The sequence below is a fragment of the Martinezella lusitana genome (assembly GCF_014207095.1).
GTDB lineage: Bacteria > Pseudomonadota > Alphaproteobacteria > Rhizobiales > Rhizobiaceae > Rhizobium > Rhizobium lusitanum_B.
In genome coordinates, this window is record NZ_JACHBG010000001.1 from 743,016 (window position 1) to 763,364 (window position 20,349).

Genomic DNA, 20,349 nt, shown 5'->3' on the forward strand with positions numbered 1-20,349 from the left:
ACAAAATGAGCGAACTGACCAGCCTGACCATTGCCGAAGCCCGCGACAAGCTGCGCGCCAAGCAAATCACTGCCACCGAACTGACCGAAGCCTATATCTCGGCGATCGATACGGCCAACGGTCAGATCAATGCCTATATCGCCGTCACGCCTGACAAGGCGCGCGAGATGGCCAAGGCCTCGGATGCGCGCCTCGCCGCCGGCAATGCCGGTGCGCTCGAAGGCATTCCGCTCGGGATCAAGGACCTGTTCGGCACCGAAGGCATCCATACCCAGGCCTGCAGCCACATTCTCGATGGCTTCAAGCCGCGTTATGAATCCACCGTCACGCAGAACCTCTGGAACGACGGCGCCGTCATGCTGGGCAAGCTCAACATGGACGAGTTCGCCATGGGCTCCTCCAACGAGACCTCCTATTACGGTCCTGTGATCAACCCCTGGCGTGCCGAAGGCTCCAATCAGCAGCTCGTTCCGGGCGGTTCGTCTGGCGGCTCGGCCGCTGCCGTTGCCGCGCATCTCTGCGCCGGCGCGACGGCCACCGATACCGGCGGCTCCATCCGCCAGCCGGCCGCCTTCACCGGCACTGTCGGCATCAAGCCGACCTATGGCCGCTGCTCGCGCTGGGGTGTCGTCGCCTTCGCCTCGTCGCTCGATCAGGCCGGCCCGATCGCTCGCGACGTTCGCGATGCCGCCATCCTGCTGAAGTCGATGGCAAGCGTCGACGTGAAGGACACGACCTCGGTCGACCTGCCGGTGCCGGATTACGAAGCCTCGCTCGGCCAGTCGCTGAAGGGCATGAAGATCGGCATTCCGAACGAATACCGCGTCGACGGCATGCCGGAAGAGATCGAAACGCTCTGGCAGCAGGGCATCGCCTGGTTGAAGGATGCCGGCGCCGAGATCATCAATATCTCGCTGCCGCACACGAAATATGCGCTGCCGGCCTATTATATCGTCGCACCCGCCGAAGCATCCTCGAACCTTGCCCGCTATGACGGCGTTCGTTACGGCCTGCGCGTCGACGGCAACAATATCGTCGACATGTATGAGAAGACGCGCGCTGCCGGCTTCGGCCAGGAAGTAAAGCGCCGCATCATGATCGGCACCTATGTTCTGTCGGCCGGCTACTACGATGCCTACTACCTGCGCGCCCAGAAGGTTCGCACGCTGATCAAGCGCGATTTCGAACTTGCCTTCAATGCCGGCGTCGACGCGATCCTGACACCCGCCACGCCGTCTTCGGCCTTCGGCGTTGCCGACGAGGATCTCGCCTCCGATCCGGTGAAGATGTACCTCAACGACATCTTCACGGTGACGGTCAACATGGCCGGCTTGCCCGGCATCGCCGTCCCCGCCGGCCTCGACTCGAAGGGGCTGCCGCTCGGCCTGCAGCTCATCGGCAAGCCGTTCGAAGAGGAAACCCTCTTCAAGACCGCCCACGTCATCGAACAGGCCGCCGGCAAGTTCACGCCGGCGAAGTGGTGGTAAGCTGACGATCCACGGCGGCACGAGCGGTTTGACAAGCGACCTCGTAGTGCTTCGCAACGTTTGACACCAACTCTAAGAAGGGCCGTTCGGGCAAATCCGGGCGGCCCTTTTTGCAAGTGCCGATATTCCGCCCAGGCGCCATCACACTTTAGACCGAAATACGATCATAAATTGCAGCGAGCCGCTTGGTCTCGTCCCCTGCAACCGAATCGGAAGGTCTCTTCATGCTCAAGCAAGTCACGGCGATCCTGCTCCTTGGCGCGTCTTTTCCAGCGATTTCGCTGGCGGCTGACAATGGGGCTATTCGATCCATAACCCTGTCTTCGGGCGGTCTGGCCCAGGTTTCGCGATCGGCCGATGTCAACAGCGACGGCGTGATCCGGATCGAGGTGCCGCTCGATCAAGTCGATGACATCCTGAAGAGCCTGGTGGTGAACGGGTCCGTCGGCTCGGTGGCCGGCATGGCGCTGGCGGGTCCGCAGCCCTTGCAGGAAACCTTCAAAGGCCTGCCGTTCAGTCTGGAAGCGCTCTCGTCCGTGCCGTCGCTTCTGACGTCGATGCAGGGTGCTAAAGTATCGGTCACCAGCGATGGCAAGACCGTTGAAGGAAGTGTTCTCGGGATAGAGGCGAGGAAGGTCGACGAGAAGGCAACGGCTTACCTGCTGACCGTCATCGACAAGAATGGCGCGGTGGAGACGCTGCTGCTCGGCGAGGACGCATCAGTCCGGTTTGACGACCCGGACACAAGAGCAAAACTCGCAAAGGCGACGGCAGCCATTGCCCGCGGCAAGAACGACCGCACCCGCGCCATCGATATCAGGGTGAATGGAGCGAAGAACAGCGGCGACATAGGCCTCACCTATGTCGTGCCGTCCCCCATATGGAAAACGGCCTATAAGGTTGTCATCGACGGAAAAGACAAGGCACGCCTGCAGGCATGGACGGTGCTGGAAAATGCCAGCGGCGAGGATTGGAAGGGCATCAAGCTGACGCTGACCTCGGCCGAGCCGGTGACGTTGAGGCAGGGGCTGCATCAGCTCTATTGGAGGGAGAGGCAGGAGGTGCCCGTCAACACGGCGTCCAATAATGTCCTCGCTCCCGATAGTGGCGATCTGTCCAACAGGCGGCGTCTGGCTTCGAGCATGGAAATGCCTGCGCCAGCCGCGGGAGCGATGTATGCGGCGAAGAGAGTTGCGGATGCGCCGACCGTCGCAGCCGACGAATTGGCGCGGCCGGCAGAGCCAATGCAAGTTGCCGCTGGAACCCCAACCGCCGCGACGGAAAGCGATATCTCCGCGACGTTCGAACTTCCGGGAAAATACGACCTCGCCAATGGTGATACCTTGTCGGTGCCGATCATGGACGCGGATGTGGAAGCGGACATGGTGGACATGTATCGAGCCGGCAGCAGCGTGCGCAATCCCATCGCCGCAGTCATGTTGAAGAACACAACCGGGGTGAGCATGCCGGCGGGAATCCTGACACTATACGACAGCAAGGCCGGCTATATCGGCGACTCCCAACTCTCGGCGCTGCCGACGGGCGATACGCGCCTCGCCAGTTTTGCGACCGATCGCAAAGTATCGATCAGCGAACAGCAGACGCCAAAGGAGGAGATCGCCTCCCTGAAAGTTGCCGATGGCGTGATGAATGCCACCGTCAAATATCGCCAGACGACGACATACACCGTGTCAGGCGCGCTTGACGGCGAAAGGACCGTCATCATCGAACACCCGATCAGAGACGGCTGGTCGTTCTCCTCGGCTGAGAGCTTCGGCAAGACGGCAACGCACCAGCGGCTCAAGGCGGTCGTGCCGGCCGGCGCGGAAAAAGTGCTGACGGCGGTCGACGAGCAGCTGCAGAGCAACAGCTACGCCCTGGTCGATGTCGAGCCGGACATGCTGCTCGGATGGTCGGCCTCGACCAATGACAAGGCGCTCACGGACAAGCTGACGGAGCTAGCCGACGCGCGCAAAAGGCAGGTCACTGTCCAGAACGAACTGGCGAGCCTCGACAGCGAAATCGAGAAAACCGTCAACGAGCAGGAGCGGATAAGACGCAATCTCGGTGCCGTACCGGACAAAAGCGATCTGCAGAAGCGCTATTTGAAAGCTCTGGCGGATAGCGAGGATCAGATCGCCTCGATGAACGAAAGGCGCGATACGGTGCAACAGGAAAGCGATCGCAGGGGCGATCGGGTGACAGAGATCATCCGGACATTCTGATCGACGCGAGCGCACCTTTGCAAGAGCCGTAGGAGTAAATGAGAGCCGCCCGGTCGGGCGGCTCTCACGCTTTCGCTACCTGTTGTCCAGCTGCGATCGCACCAGCCGCAATCCCTTGTCGCTGATGCGGTAGGGGTGGCCGTCGGTTGATCTAATTGCCTTGAGGCGTTTCAGCCGGCGGAAGAGCTCGATGTCGAAGCCGGGATAGACCCAGCCGTCCCGCGTGTAGCAAAAGACGGTTTCGATCTTCTTGTTTTTGGTACGTTCGATTTCGATGCGCCCGCCTTGAGCGAGCAAGTGCAGGATGCGCTGTTCAGCGCGGGAAATGTCCATTGTTGTCTGAATCCGTAAAGCGCCCGAAAGGACGCATAAAAACGATCCGAAGCTTCCCTTAAGGGAAGTCGGGGCTTCGTTTTTTCAGGCCCGGCACGCAAGAAGACTTGCGGGCGAGGCCTTTACCGGGACAGACAAGAGGTGGACATAAAAACTCCGTTGAGGCGCCGTGTGTAAAACAGGTTGCGCCTGACAGTCAAGCTTCAACCATGTCGATCGGTGGTGCCGTGGCGCAGGCCCCGGAATCTCGTCGCTGGAAAAAGCGGCGTCCAGGTGCTTTACTACTCGAAATGGCGAGGGGTTGATGATCCACATTCGCAATGCCCATGAGGGTGAAACCGATGTGTTGGCGAGTATAGGCCTGCGCTCTTGGCAGAAGGCCATGGGCGCGATTGGCGGCACGGGCGAACTGCTGGAAAGCGCAAGCGAGGCCTTTTCGAATTTCACCCGCAATCTCTGGCTGACGATCACTGTCATCGAGCTAAATGGCGAGGCGGCAGGATGGGCCGCTCGCGAGGCACTGGACGAGGCAATTTCCGATTTCTGGATCGATCCGGATTTCGAAAGGCGCGGCCTTGGCTCTGCGCTTCTGGCGCGGATTGAGCAGGATGTGCGCGAGCAGGGGCTGGAAAAAGTTTCCCTGCAGAGCCATGCCGGAAATGCGGATGCCATCGCCTTCTTCAAGGCGCGTGGTTATGGCATCCACTGGCTGTCCATCGTCTATTCCCCGAAGCTTGATAGCGATGTCCCGACGGTCGGGCTTTCGAAATGGCTGGTCGAGGAGGGCGACGGCGCTTACGGACCGGGCATATAGCGCGCCGGTGACGCCGAAAGCCTTGCGCCGCCTCGCCAATTGCTCTACCTCACAAAGTTCAGAAGAACAGCATTTCAAGAGCTTCCAATGACCCTTGTCGACGTCCGTACGCCAGATCCGAAACGCTTCATCCCCGGTGCCACCGGCGATTGGGAAATCGTTATCGGCATGGAAGTCCATGCCCAGGTGCTGAGCAATTCCAAGCTCTTCTCCGGCGCCTCGACCGAGTTCGGCAAGCCGCAGAATTCCAACGTCTCGCTCATCGATGCCGCCATGCCCGGCATGCTGCCCGTCATCAATGAGGAATGCGTCAAGCAGGCTGTGCGCACCGGCCTCGGCCTGAAGGCGCAGATCAACAATCGTTCGATCTTCGACCGCAAGAACTATTTCTATCCCGACCTGCCGCAGGGCTACCAGATCTCGCAGTTCAAGGATCCGATTATCGGCGAAGGCAAGATCGTTATATCCCTTGGCCCGGACCGTCAGGGCCAGTTTGAAGACATCGAAATCGGCATCGAGCGCCTGCATCTGGAGCAGGATGCCGGCAAGTCGTTGCACGACCAGCACACCACCATGTCCTATGTCGACCTCAACCGCTCCGGCGTCGCGCTGATGGAAATCGTTTCCAAGCCGGATATCCGCTCGGCTGACGAGGCCAAGGCCTACATGACCAAGCTGCGCTCGATCGTGCGCTACTTGGGCACCTGCGATGGCAACATGGATGAAGGCTCGATGCGTGCCGACGTCAACGTTTCGGTCCGCCGTCCGGGCGGCGAATTCGGCACGCGCTGCGAAATCAAGAACGTCAACTCCATCCGCTTCATCGGTCAGGCGATCGAATATGAAGCGCGCCGTCAGATCGGCATTCTGGAAGACGGCGGCACGATCGACCAGGAAACCCGCCTGTTCGATCCGAACAAGGGCGAGACGCGTTCGCTGCGCACCAAGGAAGATGCGCATGACTATCGCTATTTCCCCGATCCGGATCTGCTGCCGCTCGAGTTCGATGATGCTTTCGTTGCGGAACTTGCCCAGCATCTGCCGGAATTGCCCGACGACAAGAAGGAGCGTTTCGTCCGCGAGCTTGGCCTCTCGATCTACGACGCTTCCGTTCTGGTGTCGGAAAAGGCGATCGCCGACTATTTCGAATCAGTTGCCGCCGGGCGCGATGGCAAGATGGCTGCCAACTGGGTCATCAACGACCTGCTAGGCGCCTTGAACAAATCGGGCAAAGATATTGAAGAGACTCCGGTTTCTCCCGCTCAGCTCGGCGCGATCATCGATCTCATCAAGGCCGAAACCATCTCAGGCAAGATCGCCAAGGATCTGTTTGAGATCATCCTCGCAGAGGGCGGCGACCCCGCCGAAATCGTCGAAGCCCGCGGCATGAAGCAGGTCACCGACACCGGCGCGATCGAAAAGGCCGTCGATGAGATCATCGCCGCCAATCCGGACCAGGTCGCCAAGGTCAAGGCCAAGCCGACGCTTGCCGGCTGGTTCGTCGGCCAGGTCATGAAGTCGACGGGCGGCAAGGCCAACCCGCAGGCCGTGCAGGCGCTGGTCAAGGCCAAGCTCGGCATCGAAGAGGAATAGTCGGTGTTCTTCGTGCGCACCGCCAGCGAGCAGGACCTGGAAAAGGTCCGTGCTCTGCTGGGCGAGACCTGGCATGCAACCTACGACTGGATCTACGGTCCAGACAAGGTGAGCGAGCTGCACGCCTCATGGCACTCGCAGGCTTCGCTGAAAGCACGGCTGGCGAACAAGAACTCCGAATTTCTGGTTGCCGATGACGGCCGGACGATCGGCGGCATGGGCTATGCCGCCATGTCCAAGGAGATGACCAAGACGGTCATGCTCCATATGCTCTATGTCAGCCCACGCCATCAACGGCAGGGTATTGGCCGCGATATCTTCTCCGAGCTGGAAACCTGCTTCCCGGACGCCGAGATCATGCGTCTGGAGGTCGAACCGCAGAACGAGGCGGCCATCGCCTTCTACAAGGCGCATGGCTTTGTCGAGGTCGGCAGAACGGAAAATTGCGGCGACGGGCAATCGGGCATTCCGGCGCTGATATTCGAGAAGCCGCTGGCTATGTGACAGCCGGCTGCCTTTGGCCCGCGTTGCCGGTCTTTTGGCTCATTGGCGCTGCTCTTATCGGTTAGGCCAACGCTTCAGTTTTCTCTGCTTTTTTATAGCGTGCATGGAATTTGACCATCAGCTCGAGAAGCTCTGGCTTTTGGTAGGTCAGGTCTGAATCCGCGATGCAAACGTGCTGCATATCCCCAGTCACTTGGCGGACGAGGTGCTTTGAGCTGCGCAGTTGCCCCGTAACGCGACGCCCTGGGGCCAATAACAACCAAACATGGTGGTCTGGTCGGCTCCAATCGAGCGCCTCGACAGGGATAACCCCACCTTCGGACAGGATTATCGCAACGACGAGCAAGAAAAAGCCCAGGAGTATGATGCCCAACATCTTGCCCAGGCTTCGGCGTGGCGCGGGGACGTCAATTTTCTCGATGTCGTCCCAAGGGACAAAATCTGAGCCCAATCGAGCATCCTTTATACCTTTCGGCGATATGATCAAAATTGCCTTTCGCGCCTGAAAGATAAGCTTTAGCAATGCCTTGACGGCGACGTACGCGGTCATCAGCGCAACTGATATCCACGCGATGCTTGTGACGATGTGGCTTCTTGAAAGAAAGGCTATAAAGACAAGCCCTACCGTGAAAAAGATATACGTTGCTGCCTCGGACCCCAACGCAGAATTGTCGTATTCGATCCTATACGTTTCGCTGGTCGACATGATTGCCTTTAAGTTCCTCCACGGAATAATGACGTAGGTACGATACATTGCCCTCACAAGGACTACTTATCCGCGAAGCGAAAGAATCCGATCTTACCTCCCTGATCGGCCTTTTCGCTGCGGACGCTATGGGTGGCCATGGCGATACGACCGATCCTTCCGCCTATGACGATTATCTGCGTGCCTTCCGAGCCATCACGGCATCGTCGGATCAGACGCTCTATGCCGCCGAGCTTGGCGGGGAGATCGTCGGTACGTTCCAGACGATCATCGTTACCTCGCTGCATGGGCGCGGTTCATCCGCGATGATTATCGAGTCGGTCCAGACGCGCACGGATCTGCGCGGGCAGGGGATTGGCGCCGCCATGATCAATTTCTGCATCGACGAGGCAAAAGGCCGCGGCATGAAGATGGTGCAATTGACCTCGAATGCGGTACGCAAGGATGCACACCGCTTCTATGAGAGACTGGGCTTCAAGCCGACCCATCTCGGCTTCAAGATGACATTGAAATGAACCGGTTTGCGTGCTGGAATCACTGGACAAGCCGGTCCGGTGGCGGCATAAGCAAACTATCGAATTCTGGTATCGCTCGCCCCTCAGCGGGTATCGAGGAAAAGACATGTGGAATTTCATCCTGCAAACCTTCACCTGGTGGAACGGTCAGACAATGGGTACGCGCTTTGCGACCTGGCGTTTTGGCAAGCGCGTTGGCGAGGATGAATTCGGCAATGTCTATTACGAAGGCGGCATGTCTTCCTATGGGCTTCCGAAGCGCTGGGTAATCTACAAGGGCTATGCCGAAGCTTCGGCCATTCCTCCGGGCTGGCACGGCTGGATGCATCACCGCACCGACGTTCCGCCGACCAAGGACAACTACGTTGCCAAGGAATGGCAGAAGCAGCACCGCGCCAATCAGACCGGCACGCCGCAGGCTTACCGTCCGCCGGGCTCTTTGGCCGTTGCTGGCGAGCGTCCGCGCGTTACCGGCGACTATGACGCCTGGACCCCGGGCAACTAAGCACGAGGGGGCCGGCTCGTCCTTTGGCCACAATTTGGCTTTAGGCGCGACAATAGCCGGCTCTTGCTCGGCGCTTTGACCGAGACCAAGCGGAGATTGGCGGATATGACGTTTTTCACGCGGAGCGCTTCTTTGCGTGCGATGGCAGGAGCGGGCATAGTCCTTCTTGCCGGCATCATGTCTGCCCCCTCAGCCGAAGCGGCCCGCATCGCCAATCCCGTCGCCGTATTCTCAGGCCTCGACAAGATCACCGGCCGGATCACAACTTTCGATGTTTATGTCAATGAAACCGTGCAGTTCGGAGCGCTTCAGGTGACACCGCGCGCTTGTTATTCGCGAGACGATACCGAGCAGCAGAAGGTTGATGGCTTCGTCGAAGTCGACGAAATTACCCTTGATCGCCGCATCCGGCGTATCTTCACCGGCTGGATGTTTGCCGACAGCCCCGGCCTCAACGCCGTCGAGCACCCGATCTATGACGTCTGGCTGAAAGAGTGCAAGCAGAAGTCTGACGTCCCGGCGCCGGATTCTGCCGGCGCCAAGTGATCGGTTTCAGGATTTCCCTGTAAGAAATGATCGCCTGCAGAAGCCTTGCTCCTGCAGGCGATTTTTTACGATCTCTCGGGATTGGTCGCCGCGCTTCCGATCGCGTGCCGATCGCTGGCATCGGAGAGATCGAGGATAATCCTTGTGCCGTCTTTGGCCCTGTTGCGCAGGAAGCCGTTGTGACCCGGATAGGCCCTCAGGCTGCCTCTTTCGTGAAGTGTCTGGAGCCTGGAGCGGGAGATTGCCAACTCTGCCGCAAGCAGCCGGTCGAGCCGGAGATTCACAGAGAGTTCAGTGACCATCTCGATTTCCAGGACTGTCCAGCCGCTCGTTTCGCTCATTCTTTCCTTCGAGATGATCGCATCCGGCGGTTCGTCGATGCGTTTTGCCTTTCGCTTCAGCCCGTCGAGATCGAATTCCTGAACACGCACCCATTCGGGGTGGCTGTGCTGCAGTGCCTCCAGCGTGTCGGGGTCAAGGTCGCGAAGGTTTCGCCGCTCGAAGAGTGTTCGGTTCCAGGTCTTGCCGCAATCCATGCATTTGTAGATGAGCCAGGCGTCGAGCTTCCTGCCATTGGCGTTGAGCCTGACCTTGCCGCTCGATCTGAAGGGCTTGAAGCTGCCGCAGGTGCTGCAGGCGATCCACGGCTGCGGCGCCGTCTGGGGAGAAATGGTCCATCGGACCCGAAGAATATTGCACATACCGTCTTGGTCTTCCGTCTGGAAGTCCACCAAGCTGGCAGCGAGATAAGCCCATCAGGGCACGGTATGGCGATGTTGCGGGACGGCTGAAGAGCTGAGACAGCAATGGCTGCGCAAGGCGCGTTGTGACAATGCCAAACCGGTCTCAGGCCACCACCCGATGGACATAAGCATACGCCGGGCGAATCGTCGCCTCGACGCACTGGGTGAAACTGGATGAGACCGGTATTTACAAAGGCAAAGTGGAACCTCTACGTGCCAACGCTCTTCGCGGAGAGCGATAGCAAATAACAACCTGAGTTTGAAGCCCCTGAAGCTTCAGTCAGGGATTGTTTTCGATGTCGGTTTTGTCCTTGCGGCGAAACAGGCCGAGAATCTTGCGACCGACTGCTGCCAAGCCGATCAGGATGACGATCAGGCCTTTCTTCAACGCGAGGAGGGCGACGCCAAAACTCTTGAAAAAGCCGAGAACGACGGCAAGCAATCCAAGCTTGGCAGCCACCTTCACGCCAGCGCCGGCGGCGATCATCCCCGCCATGCTATAGGCTGCGATCTTGTCGCCATTGACGAAGTCCGCATAGCGTTTGCCGCTGTCGTATTGAACGGTGTTTATGACGTTCGGAATGGCGGTGTTGATCTGCTGCAGCTGATTGAGCCCGGCAATGAATTCGAGCTCCGTGACACCCTCACGCCCGAGAATACGTACCGAGTAGTTCAGCGTATGCTCACCGTTCTGATCCTTGCCGAAGATCAGGTCGCGAGCCCAATGCAGGGCATGGCTCGCTTTGTCGTAATGTGGCGGCTCGGCCCAGCCGACAAGCGTGATCGGATCGTAACCCTGCTGTTCGCGCTCCGGATTTTCCTCCTTGATGGCATCCTGGATCTGCTTCAGCAGCTCATTGTAGTCCGTCGAAGCTGCATCGTCGTCGGAGACGTGGCCGCTGGATTCATAATCGATCAGCGCCCCAGGATTGCTGGTCGACAGGCGAGTATTTTGCCGGAAAGATCATGCCAAGAATGGAGCTTGCGGCACTCTCGGGATTGCCCCAGAGCTGTACGAGCACCTTTCTCGCGTCATCCGGATTAAGATAGTAGAATTGATCCGAAACGTTCAGCGTTGCATTTGCCGAGGAAAGCTTGATCGCGCCTTGCTGGAAATTCAACTGCTTCAGCACCGTGCCCCGCGGTCCGGCCGGTGGCTCGGCGCCGAACATGTCGTGAAAGGACTTGGCATTGGCCTGTGTTGTGGCCGCCCACGCGGCGAGAACGGAGATTGCAAGATGTTTCTTCAATATTCTACCTCCGGCTGTCGAGGCGAACTTAGAGCGATCTCGATCGGAATCAATTCGCTCGCAGAAATATCAACCGTTTAAAAGCTCAGATTGGGCGATTCCATCGCCCTTTCGAGGATTTTTGCGTAGTCGTCCTTCGGCATGTCGATAGCGCCGAACGTCTTCAGATGTTCGGTCGTGAACTGAGTGTCGAGTAGTGTAAAGCCGCGTTGCCGCAGCCGCTCCACCAGATAGACGAGGCAGATCTTGGAAGCGTCCGTGCGGCGCGAGAACATGCTCTCGCCGAAGAAGGCAGAACCCAGCGAGACGCCGTAAAGCCCTCCGACCAGCTCATTGCCTTCCCAGGCCTCGACGGAATGCGCATGGCCAAGCTGATGTAGAATACCGTATAGCGAGCGGATCGTGTCGTTGATCCATGTGCTCGGCCGGCCGATCGTCTGTTCCGCGCAAGCCGCGATAACACCGTCGAAATCCGTATTGAAGCGGATGTCAAAGGGCTTCTGACGAATCTTCTTCGCCAGACTTTTGGATATGTGGAATGTATCGAGCGGGATGATGCCCCGCAGCTCCGGCTCAACCCAGAAGATCTCCGGATCGTCCGCCGATTCCGCCATCGGGAAAAGCCCGATGGAATAGGCGCGCAGCAAAATCTCCGGGGTAATGCCGGGACGTCTGCCGCGCGCTCCTGGCACAGGCTAGGCCGAAGTCTTGGCTAGGTAGTTTTCCAGCCAATGGATATCGTAATCGCCATTGGCGATATCCTGGTTGGAAACCAGATCCTGGAACAGCGGCAAGGTCGTCTTGATGCCGTCGACGACGAACTCATCAAGCGCACGGCGCAGACGCATCATGCACTCAACGCGGGTCCGGCCATGCACGATCAGCTTGCCGATCAAGCTGTCGTAGTAGGGCGGGATCCGGTAACCCTGATAGGCGCCGGAATCGATACGAACGCCAAGGCCGCCAGGCGCATGGAAGTGCGTTATCGTGCCGGGCGAGGGGACGAAGGTGCGGGCATCTTCGGCATTGATGCGGCATTCGATGGCGTGGCCTTGGAAATGCACTTCATCCTGCGTCACGGAAAGACCGCCACCGGAGGCGACGCGGATCTGCTCGTGCACGAGGTCGATACCGGTAATGGCCTCCGTGACCGGATGCTCGACCTGCAGTCGGGTGTTCATTTCGATGAAATAGAACTCGCCATTCTCATAGAGGAACTCGATGGTACCGGCGCCGCGATACTTCAGCTTCTTCATGGCGTTGGCGCAGATCTGGCCGATCTTCATGCGCTGTTCGACATTGAGAGCTGGGGAGTTTGCTTCTTCCCATACCTTCTGGTGACGGCGCTGCAGCGAGCAATCACGTTCGCCGAGATGGACGGCATTGCCTTCGCCGTCGCCGAACACTTGGATCTCGATGTGGCGCGGCTTGCCGAGGTATTTTTCCATGTAGACGGATTCGTTGCCAAAGGCGGCAGCAGCCTCCGTACGTGCCGTCGACCAGGCCTCGATCAGATCCTCTTCCTTGCGGGCGACCTTCATGCCGCGGCCGCCGCCGCCGGCGGTTGCCTTGATGAGAACGGGATAGCCGATCTCGCGCGCCGTCTTCAGCGCTTCCGCTTCCGTCTTCACTTCGCCGTCGGAACCCGGAACGACCGGAATGCCGAGCTGCTGCGCCGTGGTCTTGGCGGTGATCTTGTCACCCATCAGGCGGATATGTTCTGCCGTCGGGCCGATGAAGGTAATGCCGTGCGCCTCGAGAATGTCGGCGAACTTTGCATTTTCCGAAAGGAAACCATAGCCGGGATGCACGGCATCGGCGCCGGTGATCTCGCAGGCGGCAACGATCTGGTGGATGTTGAGATAGCTTTCGCGCGACGGCGGCGGGCCGATGCAAACGCTCTCATCCGCAAGCCGTACATGCATCGCGTCGGCATCGGCGGTGGAGTGCACCGCGACGCTCGCAATGCCGAGCTCCTTGCAGGCGCGCAGCACGCGCAGAGCGATCTCTCCGCGATTGGCTATGAGAATCTTCGAAATCATTGGCATGGGCTTACTCGATGACTACGAGGGCTTCGCCGTACTCGACAGGGCTTCCGTCCTGAACGACGATCTCGGTTACCGTGCCGGACTTCGGCGCAGGGATCTGGTTCATCGTCTTCATGGCTTCGATGATCAGAAGCGTCTGGCCTTCCTTGACGGTTGCGCCGACCTGAACGAACGAAGCTGCACCGGGAGCCGGCGCGAGGTAAGCCGTGCCGACCATCGGCGCGCTGACGACGTTATCCGGATTGCGGGTCTTGCCTGCCGGAGCCGCAGCAGCCGGCACCGCGGCAGCAGCTGCTGGAGCCGCATATGCAACGGGAGCTGCGATCGGCGCCTGAACATACTGCGTGTTGCCTGCGCGAGACACACGAATGCGCAGATCTTCCTGTTCGACTTCGATCTCGGTCAGATCCGTATCGTTGAGGATGTTGGCGAGATCGCGAATCAGCGCCTGGTCGATACCCGATTTCTTTTCAGCCATTGGATTTCTTGCCCTGTATTTTTGTTATTGGGTGATGGATTTCAGCGCTTGAAGCGCCAGGATGTAACTGTGAGGTCCGAAACCGCAGATCATGCCCTTTGCAGCAGGCGCGATCATCGATTTATGCCGGAACTCTTCGCGTGCGTGGATATTGGAGATGTGCACCTCTACCACGGGAATGGAAATGGCACGAATAGCATCGTGCAATGCGATCGACGTATGGCCATAAGCGCCCGGGTTGATGGCAACGCCGGCAGCCTTGTCGCCCGCCTCGTGCATCCAGTCGACCAGCACACCTTCGTGATTGCTCTGGCGGAAATCGATGATGAAGCCCAGGCTTTCGCCCGCCGCTTTGCAATCTGCCTCGATATCCTTGAGCGTCTTGCCGCCATAGATGCCCGGCTCGCGCTTGCCGAGAGCATTCAAATTGGGTCCGTTGAGGACAAAAATAGTTTGCGCCATCAGTGGTTCCGTCAAAGTACAGCGCAACCTATAGACTCCCGAGGCCTTGTAGGAAAGCCCCGGATCGTAGGTTGCGCGTCTCTAGATGTGGAAACGCCGCGATTTTGGCATTTTTGAGCCCTGCCAAAACAGGCGGAGCTGCTGCTGTACCTCGAATGCGGCGCCAGACGCTGGGATAGGAGCGTCAGCAGGAGGTCTTGCCGCAGCTGCGGACATTGGCGATCTTCTGCTTTATGGCCTCAAGCCCGATGGCGCCGGAAATGGTTTCGTTGCCAATGACATAGGCCGGGGTGCCGGTTACGTTGAGATCCGTGGCGAGCTGGTAGGTCGCCTTGATCATGTCGTTGTTCGGGCTCTTCGCCATTTCCCCGCGGAGCGCCGCTTCGGTGACGCCGAGAGATGTCCCTACTTCGATGGCGCTGTCTTCCGACGCACGGCCGTCGCTGCTCAGCAGTTTGTGATGGAACTGCGCATATTTTTCCGGAGCGAGCTTGCGGAAGGCATCGGAAACCCGCGATGCGGCGACCGAATCCGCACCGAGGATCGGAAGCTCCTTCAGAACGAAGCGCACATCCTTGTCCTGCTTCAGCAGCTTGTCCATGTCGCCGAGCGCATGACGGCAGTAGGTGCAGTTATAGTCGAAGAACTCGACGACCGTGATGCTGCCCTGTGGGTTGCCGATCGCGACATCGTCCTTAGAGTTGAAGATGGCGTCCTTGTTCTGGGTGATGATCTGAGCCGATTGGGCGAGGCGGGCTTCATCCTGCTTCTTTTCGAGCGAGGCCTGCGCGTCCAGCAGCACTTCCGGATGTTCGACGAGGTATTGCTTGATGAATTCGCCGATTTCCTTCTTCTGCTGCTCGTCCAGCGCGGCGGCGGGCTGGATCGCGGCGAAGGATGCTGTGAGGGCAATCGCCGAAACCGTCAGCAGGCTCTTGAAAGAAAAGGTCATTGGGTCCTCGTTTGATTCATGCGGAGAGGTCATTCTCGGATGCGGCATACCATCGCCGGGTTAACATCGGCAAATATGGATCGCAATCTACGGCGCATGCTTATTTCCAGAAACAGGAATTTTCACGGCAAAGCCGCAGTCGCAGGATTGTGAACGCTCCAATATTGCGGCAAATGTCGCATGACGATCAGACCGAAGAGAGAATTGATCTTGTTTTCCCTATCCAAGCGCAGTGATGTCGAACCCTTCCACGCCATGGATGTGCTTGCCGAGGCGACCCGGCGGCGCCAGGCCGGACATCCTGTCATTTCGATGGCGGTCGGTCAGCCTTCCTATCCGGCGCCACAGGCGGCCCTGGAGGCGGCGCGTGCAGCCCTTGATCATGGCAGGATAGGTTATACGGATTCCCTTGGCACATTGGCGCTGCGTCAAGCGCTTTCCACACACTACAAGACGCGTCACGGACTATCGATCGATCCCAAACGCATCGCGGTCACGACCGGATCGTCGGCCGGCTTCAATCTCGCGTTCCTGACCCTGTTCGACGTCGGCGACAGCGTTGCCATCGCTCGCCCCGGCTATCCTGCCTATCGCAATATACTTGGCGCACTGGGCCTCGATGTCGTGGAAGTGCCGGTGACGGAGGAGACGCAGTTCACGCTGACGCCGGAAAGCCTCGAGGCTGCGCAGAGCGCCAGTGGCAAGCGGCTGAAGGGCGTGCTGCTGGCAAGCCCGGCCAACCCCACGGGCACCGTGACGGGCAGGGCGGCGCTCAAAGCTCTCGCGGATTACTGCGATGAACGCTCGATCGCCTTTATCTCCGATGAAATCTATCACGGGCTCACCTTTGTCGGCGAAGAGACGAGCGCGCTGGAGCTGACGGATGAAGCCATCGTCATCAACTCCTTCTCGAAATACTTCTGCATGACCGGCTGGCGTATCGGCTGGATGGTGTTGCCGGAGCGGCTGGTGCGGCCCGTCGAACGCGTTGCCCAGAGCCATTATATTTCCGCGCCGGAACTTTCCCAGATCGCTGCCGAGGCCGCGCTCGGAGCCGAAGCCGAACTCGATGTCTATCGTGAGAGCTATGGCCGCAACCGCGATTTCCTCATGCGTCGCCTGCCGGAAATCGGCTTTCACATCGCATCGCCGATGGATGGCGCTTTCTACGCCTACGTCGACGTCAGCCGCTTTACCAATGACAGCATGGTCTTTGCGCGCAAGATGCTCGCGGAAATCAATGTGGCCGCGACGCCTGGCCTCGATTTCGATCCCGTTGAAGGGCATCGGGTGATGCGGATTTCCTATGCCGGCTCGAATGCCGAGATTGAAGAAGCCACCGCGCGTATGGCCAACTGGCTGAAATAGAATCTCCGATCAATGGGTTGCGCCTGCCTGCGAAAGTGATTTCGCAGGCTGCGAACATCGTTTCCCGCGTGATCTCTAGACTGGAGCCGCCAGGCGTTCGTGGACGCGCTTAGCGCTCCATGCCGCTGCTTTGCGCGTTTCTGGACGGGAGGCTGCTGGGCGCTTTCTCCCGGAATTGCTCTCACCGATCTGCCGAAACGAAAATCCGGCCGCGTCGCCACGGCCGGATTACAATCAATCAGTCTCTATCTGCTGCTCTCAGAAGAAGCCGCGGCGCTGCCACCAGCCAGCCTTCTTGGGCTTGTTGGGTTCTCCGTCGGTGTCGCCACCCTCATTGGTGCGATTGGACGTGACGACCGGCGCAGAGGAAGCAACGTTCGACTCCCGGTTAGCACGTGCCGGCTTGGCTGCCTCCTCGGCAGCTTCAGGAGCAGCCGACTCGCTGGTGGTGTCCAGCGCCTGCACGATCTCGGCAACAGTCTCGGTTTCGACATCAGCCACGGCTGCTACTTCCGCAGCCGGCGTCTCAACCGGAGAGGTTTCGACAGCGGCAGCCTTCGGCTTCCGGCGGCTGCGGCCCTTGGCAGGCTTCACATCTTCCGTAACGGTGGCTGCGGTCTCGACTGCTGCCATGGCCGACTGGGCCTCGACGGCAGCTTCGCCTTCGGAAACGGCGATTTCCGCTACCGTGACGGCGACGTCATCTCCATCCTCTGCACTAGCTTCGACGGCTTCACCGGTTTCTGATTCGTCTTCGCTGCCGGCATCCTGTTCGCTGCCCTCGTTTTCACGATTGCGACGACCGCCCCGCTTGCCGCGACGACGGCGCTTACGCTTCTGCTGCGCGTCATCGTCGTTGCCGGATGCATTGGTGTCGGTGTCGGCATCATCGTCACCTTCGTCGCCATCTTCGGACGCGTCGGCAGTGGATGCGTCATCGGAGGAGGCGCCGGCCTGACCTTCATTGCCGCGGCCGCGGCGACGACGACGGCGCTTGCGCTTGCGGCCACCTTCATTGTTTTCGGAGCGGGCGGCAGGCTGCTGCTCGCTGCTTGCAGCCTTTTCTTCCAGCTCTTCGTCTTCTTCCTCGTCCGCCTCGATGACAATATCGTCATCATCGTCGTCCGGGATGGCCGCGAAGTTGAACAGGCTTTCGATCTTCACCGGATTGGCAACCGGCTCGCCACGATCGATCGCAAAATGCTGCGTGCCGACAGCCGTGTCGGCATCGATGACGATAGCGACGCCAAAGCGGTTCTCGTAGTCGATGATCGTCTGGCGCTTATGGTTGAGCAGATACAGCGCGATATCCGGCGTCGTGCGAACGGTGATGTCGTGCGTCGTGTTCTTGAGCAGATATTCTTCGATCCCACGCAGAACGTGCAACGCAACGGAAGACTGCGAGCGCACATGGCCGGTGCCGCCGCAATGCGAGCAGATCTGCGTGGTGCTTTCGAGAACCGATGCGCGGATACGCTGGCGCGACATTTCCAGAAGGCCGAAATGCGAGATGCGGCCGACCTGGATGCGGGCTCGGTCGTTCTTCAGGCATTCCTTCAGCTTCTTCTCGACAGCGCGGTTGTTGCGCTTCTCTTCCATGTCGATGAAGTCGATGACGATCAGGCCGGCAAGGTCGCGCAGACGAAGCTGACGTGCGATTTCCTCGGCTGCTTCCAGGTTTGTCTGGAGCGCGGTGTCCTCGATCGAATGTTCGCGGGTCGAACGGCCGGAGTTGACATCGATCGAAACCAGCGCTTCCGTCTGGTTCATGATCAGGTAGCCGCCGGAACGCAGCGTTACCTGCGGCTGCAGCATGCGGTCGAGCTGCGCCTCGATGCCCGAGCGCGAGAATATCGGGTGAATGTCGCGATAGGGCTGAACCACCTTGGCGTGGCTCGGCATCAGCATCTTCATGAAGTCCTTCGCTTCACGATAGCCTTCTTCGCCGGCAACGATGATTTCGCCGATATCCTTGTTGTAGAGGTCGCGGATCGAGCGCTTGATCAGGCTGCCTTCTTCATAGACCAGGCAAGGCGCGGTCGAGGCGAGCGTCAGGGTACGGACGTTTTCCCACAGGCGCATCAGGTATTCGAAATCGCGCTTGACCTCGACCTTGGTGCGGTTGGCACCGGCGGTGCGCAGGATAACGCCCATGCCTTGCGGTACTTCGAGCATCTTGGCGATTTCCTTCAGGCGCTTGCGGTCCTGCGGATTGGTGATCTTGCGGGAAATGCCGCCGCCGCGTGCAGTGTTCGGCATCAGGACCGAGTAGCGGCCTGCAAGCGACAGATAGGTGGTGAGCGCTGCACCCTTGTTGCCGCGCTCTTCCTTGGCAACCTGCACCAGCAGGATCTGGCGACGCTTGATGACTTCCTGAATGCGATACTGCTTGCGCGGCTTGCGCTGGGTGCGATCCGGAACTTCTTCCATCGCGTCTTCGGCGCCGACGGATTCGATCACTTCTTCTTCATGGTCGTGATCGTCATCATCGTCGTCGTCATGACGGCGCTTGGAGGTCGAGACATCTTCGGAGATCGAATCGGTTTCCACCATCGCAGCCATTGAGCCGGAAGAACCTTCTTCGTCTTCGCTCGGCGCATCGACGGTAGCGGTCGCCTCAGGGGCAGCTTCCTCTGCAGGAGCTTCCGCCACGACCTTCTTGCGGCTGCGGCGCGGCTTGGCCTTCTTTGCTGGCGCTGCTTCTTCGGCCGTGGCAACTGCCTCAACAGCAGGGGCCTCTTCAGCAATCGCAGCCGGCGCTTCGGCTTCTTCGCTCTCCTTGGCAACGATGCCGATATCAGGCTGTTCCTGTTGGGAGAGATCGAGCGCGGTCTCCACATGCTCGACATCGTCGTCGCGGCGATGCTCTTCAGCTTCCGCCTTCAGGAGTGCCTGCCGGTCGGCGAGTGGGATCTGATAGTAATCCGGATGGATTTCGGCAAAGGCCAGAAAGCCATGCCGGTTGCCGCCGTAGTCAACGAAAGCGGCCTGAAGCGAGGGCTCGACCCTCGTTACTTTTGCAAGATAGATGTTGCCGCGTATCTGCTTCTTGTGCTCGGACTCGAAGTCAAATTCTTCTATGCGGTTCCCGCGTACGACAACGACGCGCGTCTCTTCCTCGTGAGACGCATCGATAAGCATTTTGTCTGCCATGAAAGCTGTGCTCCTCGGCGCCGGCAAGCGGAGGGGGGCCTGCCTGTCGCTTGGACAGGCCGGATGTGTTCCGCAGTTGCTGCACCGGATAATGAAAGTCGCGATGGCTTATTCGGAGATGACAGCATCCAGACGGCAGCCGGGGCATCAGTTCCCTGGGGTCTGTTCACTTTTTGAAAAAGCTGCTGCGGTGACATCCGTAACCAAGCGAGATCGACTATGCCTAAGACCCATAAGACCGGGCCCGATGAATGTGCTCTCTAAAGAGCGTTTGGTGACTCTCCACCGATGAACTTCCCGTTGGAAACCGGAAATTCAGATATCCACTGTTTCGAATAGAAGCACTGCAGACGTCGGATGAATGCCGCTTATGGCGCCTGGTACTCGAGGCGGCTGCCGTTGCGACGACTCTATCCCGTCAACACTTCTACCCTAATATGCGTTGTATGTTTTATCTGTCACAATAGCAAGGGAAAAGCCAAGTATGCCATAATATTGATGGATTCCTCGGATGAGGAGGACGAGGGAGGATATGTTGCGATTCTCTCCCAGGCGGATCGTCAGCCGGCGCCCATCACGTCAGACCTGGTTCCCGTTATTGGGACTTCAAAAACAACGTCGAAACCAATATGGGGCGCGTTGGACACTTGTTAAAGGGATTGCTGCA

The 20,349-nt window shown here is 59.1% G+C and carries 18 protein-coding genes and 1 pseudogene; 9 read left to right on the forward strand and 10 right to left on the reverse strand.

Going from position 1 to position 20,349, the window contains the following annotated elements:
• Nucleotides 1-5 precede the first annotated feature (5 nt).
• Complete coding sequence (gene gatA, locus GGD46_RS03570) at nt 6-1,487, forward strand: Asp-tRNA(Asn)/Glu-tRNA(Gln) amidotransferase subunit GatA (protein ID WP_184701870.1); 1,482 nt, start codon at nt 6-8, stop codon at nt 1,485-1,487.
• 224 nt (nt 1,488-1,711) lie between these two features.
• Nucleotides 1,712-3,712 carry a DUF4139 domain-containing protein gene (locus GGD46_RS03575; protein WP_184701872.1) on the forward strand — a complete coding sequence of 667 codons (2,001 nt, stop codon included), beginning with the start codon at nt 1,712-1,714 and terminating at the stop codon, nt 3,710-3,712.
• Between the two features lie 75 nt (nt 3,713-3,787).
• Here GGD46_RS03575 and GGD46_RS03580 read toward each other — a convergent pair whose 3' ends face one another.
• Nucleotides 3,788-4,045, reverse strand: coding sequence for a YjhX family toxin (locus GGD46_RS03580; protein ID WP_184701873.1), 258 nt, complete (start codon nt 4,043-4,045; stop codon nt 3,788-3,790).
• Nucleotides 4,046-4,349: 304 nt separating this feature from the next.
• Between GGD46_RS03580 and GGD46_RS03585 the strand changes: the two genes are divergently transcribed.
• The 3 genes from GGD46_RS03585 to GGD46_RS03595 all read left to right on the forward strand — a co-directional run bounded on the left by GGD46_RS03585 (nt 4,350) and on the right by GGD46_RS03595 (nt 6,956).
• The gene (locus GGD46_RS03585) at nt 4,350-4,859 is read left to right on the forward strand and encodes a GNAT family N-acetyltransferase (RefSeq protein ID WP_184701876.1); all 510 of its coding nucleotides are present in this window, start codon (nt 4,350-4,352) and stop codon (nt 4,857-4,859) included.
• A gap of 87 nt (nt 4,860-4,946) precedes the next feature.
• Nucleotides 4,947-6,452 carry an Asp-tRNA(Asn)/Glu-tRNA(Gln) amidotransferase subunit GatB gene (gene gatB, locus GGD46_RS03590; RefSeq protein ID WP_184701878.1) on the forward strand — a complete coding sequence of 502 codons (1,506 nt, stop codon included), beginning with the start codon at nt 4,947-4,949 and terminating at the stop codon, nt 6,450-6,452.
• Between the two features lie 3 nt (nt 6,453-6,455).
• Nucleotides 6,456-6,956, forward strand: a complete 501-nt coding sequence (locus GGD46_RS03595) for a GNAT family N-acetyltransferase (protein WP_184701880.1) — start codon at nt 6,456-6,458, stop codon at nt 6,954-6,956.
• A gap of 61 nt (nt 6,957-7,017) precedes the next feature.
• Here GGD46_RS03595 and GGD46_RS03600 read toward each other — a convergent pair whose 3' ends face one another.
• Nucleotides 7,018-7,662, reverse strand: a complete 645-nt coding sequence (locus GGD46_RS03600) for a hypothetical protein (protein WP_184701881.1) — start codon at nt 7,660-7,662, stop codon at nt 7,018-7,020.
• A 47-nt stretch (nt 7,663-7,709) separates the two neighbouring features.
• Here GGD46_RS03600 and GGD46_RS03605 point away from each other — a divergent pair, with 47 nt between their 5' ends.
• The 3 genes from GGD46_RS03605 (at nt 7,710) to GGD46_RS03615 (ending at nt 9,228) form a co-directional block, all read left to right on the forward strand.
• Complete coding sequence (locus GGD46_RS03605) at nt 7,710-8,177, forward strand: GNAT family N-acetyltransferase (RefSeq protein WP_184701883.1); 468 nt, start codon at nt 7,710-7,712, stop codon at nt 8,175-8,177.
• Between the two features lie 106 nt (nt 8,178-8,283).
• The gene (locus tag GGD46_RS03610) at nt 8,284-8,682 is read left to right on the forward strand and encodes an NADH:ubiquinone oxidoreductase subunit NDUFA12 (RefSeq protein ID WP_184701885.1); all 399 of its coding nucleotides are present in this window, start codon (nt 8,284-8,286) and stop codon (nt 8,680-8,682) included.
• A gap of 105 nt (nt 8,683-8,787) precedes the next feature.
• Nucleotides 8,788-9,228 (forward strand): DUF2155 domain-containing protein, encoded by a 441-nt coding sequence (locus GGD46_RS03615; RefSeq protein ID WP_184701886.1) that lies wholly within the window; start codon nt 8,788-8,790, stop codon nt 9,226-9,228.
• Nucleotides 9,229-9,293: 65 nt separating this feature from the next.
• On the opposite strand, the gene GGD46_RS03620 is transcribed toward GGD46_RS03615, so the two are convergent.
• The 7 genes and pseudogenes from GGD46_RS03620 to GGD46_RS03650 form a co-directional block, all read right to left on the reverse strand.
• Entirely contained in the window at nt 9,294-9,929 is a 636-nt protein-coding gene (locus GGD46_RS03620) for a DUF1062 domain-containing protein (RefSeq protein ID WP_184701888.1), read from the reverse strand.
• A gap of 322 nt (nt 9,930-10,251) precedes the next feature.
• A pseudogene (locus GGD46_RS03625) lies at nt 10,252-11,221 on the reverse strand (DUF2167 domain-containing protein).
• Nucleotides 11,222-11,298: 77 nt separating this feature from the next.
• Nucleotides 11,299-11,913 carry a leucyl/phenylalanyl-tRNA--protein transferase gene (gene aat, locus GGD46_RS03630; RefSeq protein ID WP_184701890.1) on the reverse strand — a complete coding sequence of 205 codons (615 nt, stop codon included), beginning with the start codon at nt 11,911-11,913 and terminating at the stop codon, nt 11,299-11,301.
• A gap of 3 nt (nt 11,914-11,916) precedes the next feature.
• Entirely contained in the window at nt 11,917-13,269 is a 1,353-nt protein-coding gene (gene accC, locus GGD46_RS03635) for an acetyl-CoA carboxylase biotin carboxylase subunit (protein WP_184701892.1), read from the reverse strand.
• 4 nt (nt 13,270-13,273) lie between these two features.
• Entirely contained in the window at nt 13,274-13,747 is a 474-nt protein-coding gene (gene accB / locus GGD46_RS03640; RefSeq protein ID WP_184701894.1) for an acetyl-CoA carboxylase biotin carboxyl carrier protein, read from the reverse strand.
• A gap of 24 nt (nt 13,748-13,771) precedes the next feature.
• A complete protein-coding gene (gene aroQ, locus GGD46_RS03645) occupies nt 13,772-14,209 on the reverse strand; it encodes a type II 3-dehydroquinate dehydratase (RefSeq protein ID WP_184701896.1) in 438 nt (145 codons plus the stop codon).
• 184 nt (nt 14,210-14,393) lie between these two features.
• Complete coding sequence (locus GGD46_RS03650; RefSeq protein WP_184701898.1) at nt 14,394-15,161, reverse strand: DsbA family protein; 768 nt, start codon at nt 15,159-15,161, stop codon at nt 14,394-14,396.
• 210 nt (nt 15,162-15,371) lie between these two features.
• On the opposite strand from GGD46_RS03650, the gene GGD46_RS03655 reads away from it, so the two are divergent.
• Entirely contained in the window at nt 15,372-16,529 is a 1,158-nt protein-coding gene (locus GGD46_RS03655) for a pyridoxal phosphate-dependent aminotransferase (protein ID WP_184702237.1), read from the forward strand.
• 258 nt (nt 16,530-16,787) lie between these two features.
• Here the strand turns inward: GGD46_RS03655 and GGD46_RS03660 are convergent, their stop codons facing one another.
• Complete coding sequence (locus tag GGD46_RS03660) at nt 16,788-19,682, reverse strand: ribonuclease E/G (protein WP_184701901.1); 2,895 nt, start codon at nt 19,680-19,682, stop codon at nt 16,788-16,790.
• Between the last annotated feature and the right edge of the window lie 667 nt (nt 19,683-20,349).

What these genes read in the sequence shown, in the direction of transcription:
- gatA (WP_184701870.1), top strand. Translation starts at nt 6, where the DNA reads ATGAGCGAACTGACCAGCCTGACCATTGCCGAAGCCCGCGACAAGCTG.
- GGD46_RS03615 (WP_184701886.1), top strand. Translation starts at nt 8,788, where the DNA reads ATGACGTTTTTCACGCGGAGCGCTTCTTTGCGTGCGATGGCAGGAGCG.
- GGD46_RS03580 (WP_184701873.1), bottom strand. Translation starts at nt 4,045, where the DNA reads ATGGACATTTCCCGCGCTGAACAGCGCATCCTGCACTTGCTCGCTCAA.
- accC (WP_184701892.1), bottom strand. Translation starts at nt 13,269, where the DNA reads ATGCCAATGATTTCGAAGATTCTCATAGCCAATCGCGGAGAGATCGCT.
- GGD46_RS03650 (WP_184701898.1), bottom strand. Translation starts at nt 15,161, where the DNA reads ATGACCTTTTCTTTCAAGAGCCTGCTGACGGTTTCGGCGATTGCCCTC.
- GGD46_RS03660 (WP_184701901.1), bottom strand. Translation starts at nt 19,682, where the DNA reads ATGGCAGACAAAATGCTTATCGATGCGTCTCACGAGGAAGAGACGCGC.
- GGD46_RS03610 (WP_184701885.1), top strand. Translation starts at nt 8,284, where the DNA reads ATGTGGAATTTCATCCTGCAAACCTTCACCTGGTGGAACGGTCAGACA.
- GGD46_RS03620 (WP_184701888.1), bottom strand. Translation starts at nt 9,929, where the DNA reads ATGTGCAATATTCTTCGGGTCCGATGGACCATTTCTCCCCAGACGGCG.
- GGD46_RS03600 (WP_184701881.1), bottom strand. Translation starts at nt 7,662, where the DNA reads ATGTCGACCAGCGAAACGTATAGGATCGAATACGACAATTCTGCGTTG.
- aroQ (WP_184701896.1), bottom strand. Translation starts at nt 14,209, where the DNA reads ATGGCGCAAACTATTTTTGTCCTCAACGGACCCAATTTGAATGCTCTC.
- GGD46_RS03585 (WP_184701876.1), top strand. Translation starts at nt 4,350, where the DNA reads ATGATCCACATTCGCAATGCCCATGAGGGTGAAACCGATGTGTTGGCG.
- accB (WP_184701894.1), bottom strand. Translation starts at nt 13,747, where the DNA reads ATGGCTGAAAAGAAATCGGGTATCGACCAGGCGCTGATTCGCGATCTC.
- gatB (WP_184701878.1), top strand. Translation starts at nt 4,947, where the DNA reads ATGACCCTTGTCGACGTCCGTACGCCAGATCCGAAACGCTTCATCCCC.
- GGD46_RS03575 (WP_184701872.1), top strand. Translation starts at nt 1,712, where the DNA reads ATGCTCAAGCAAGTCACGGCGATCCTGCTCCTTGGCGCGTCTTTTCCA.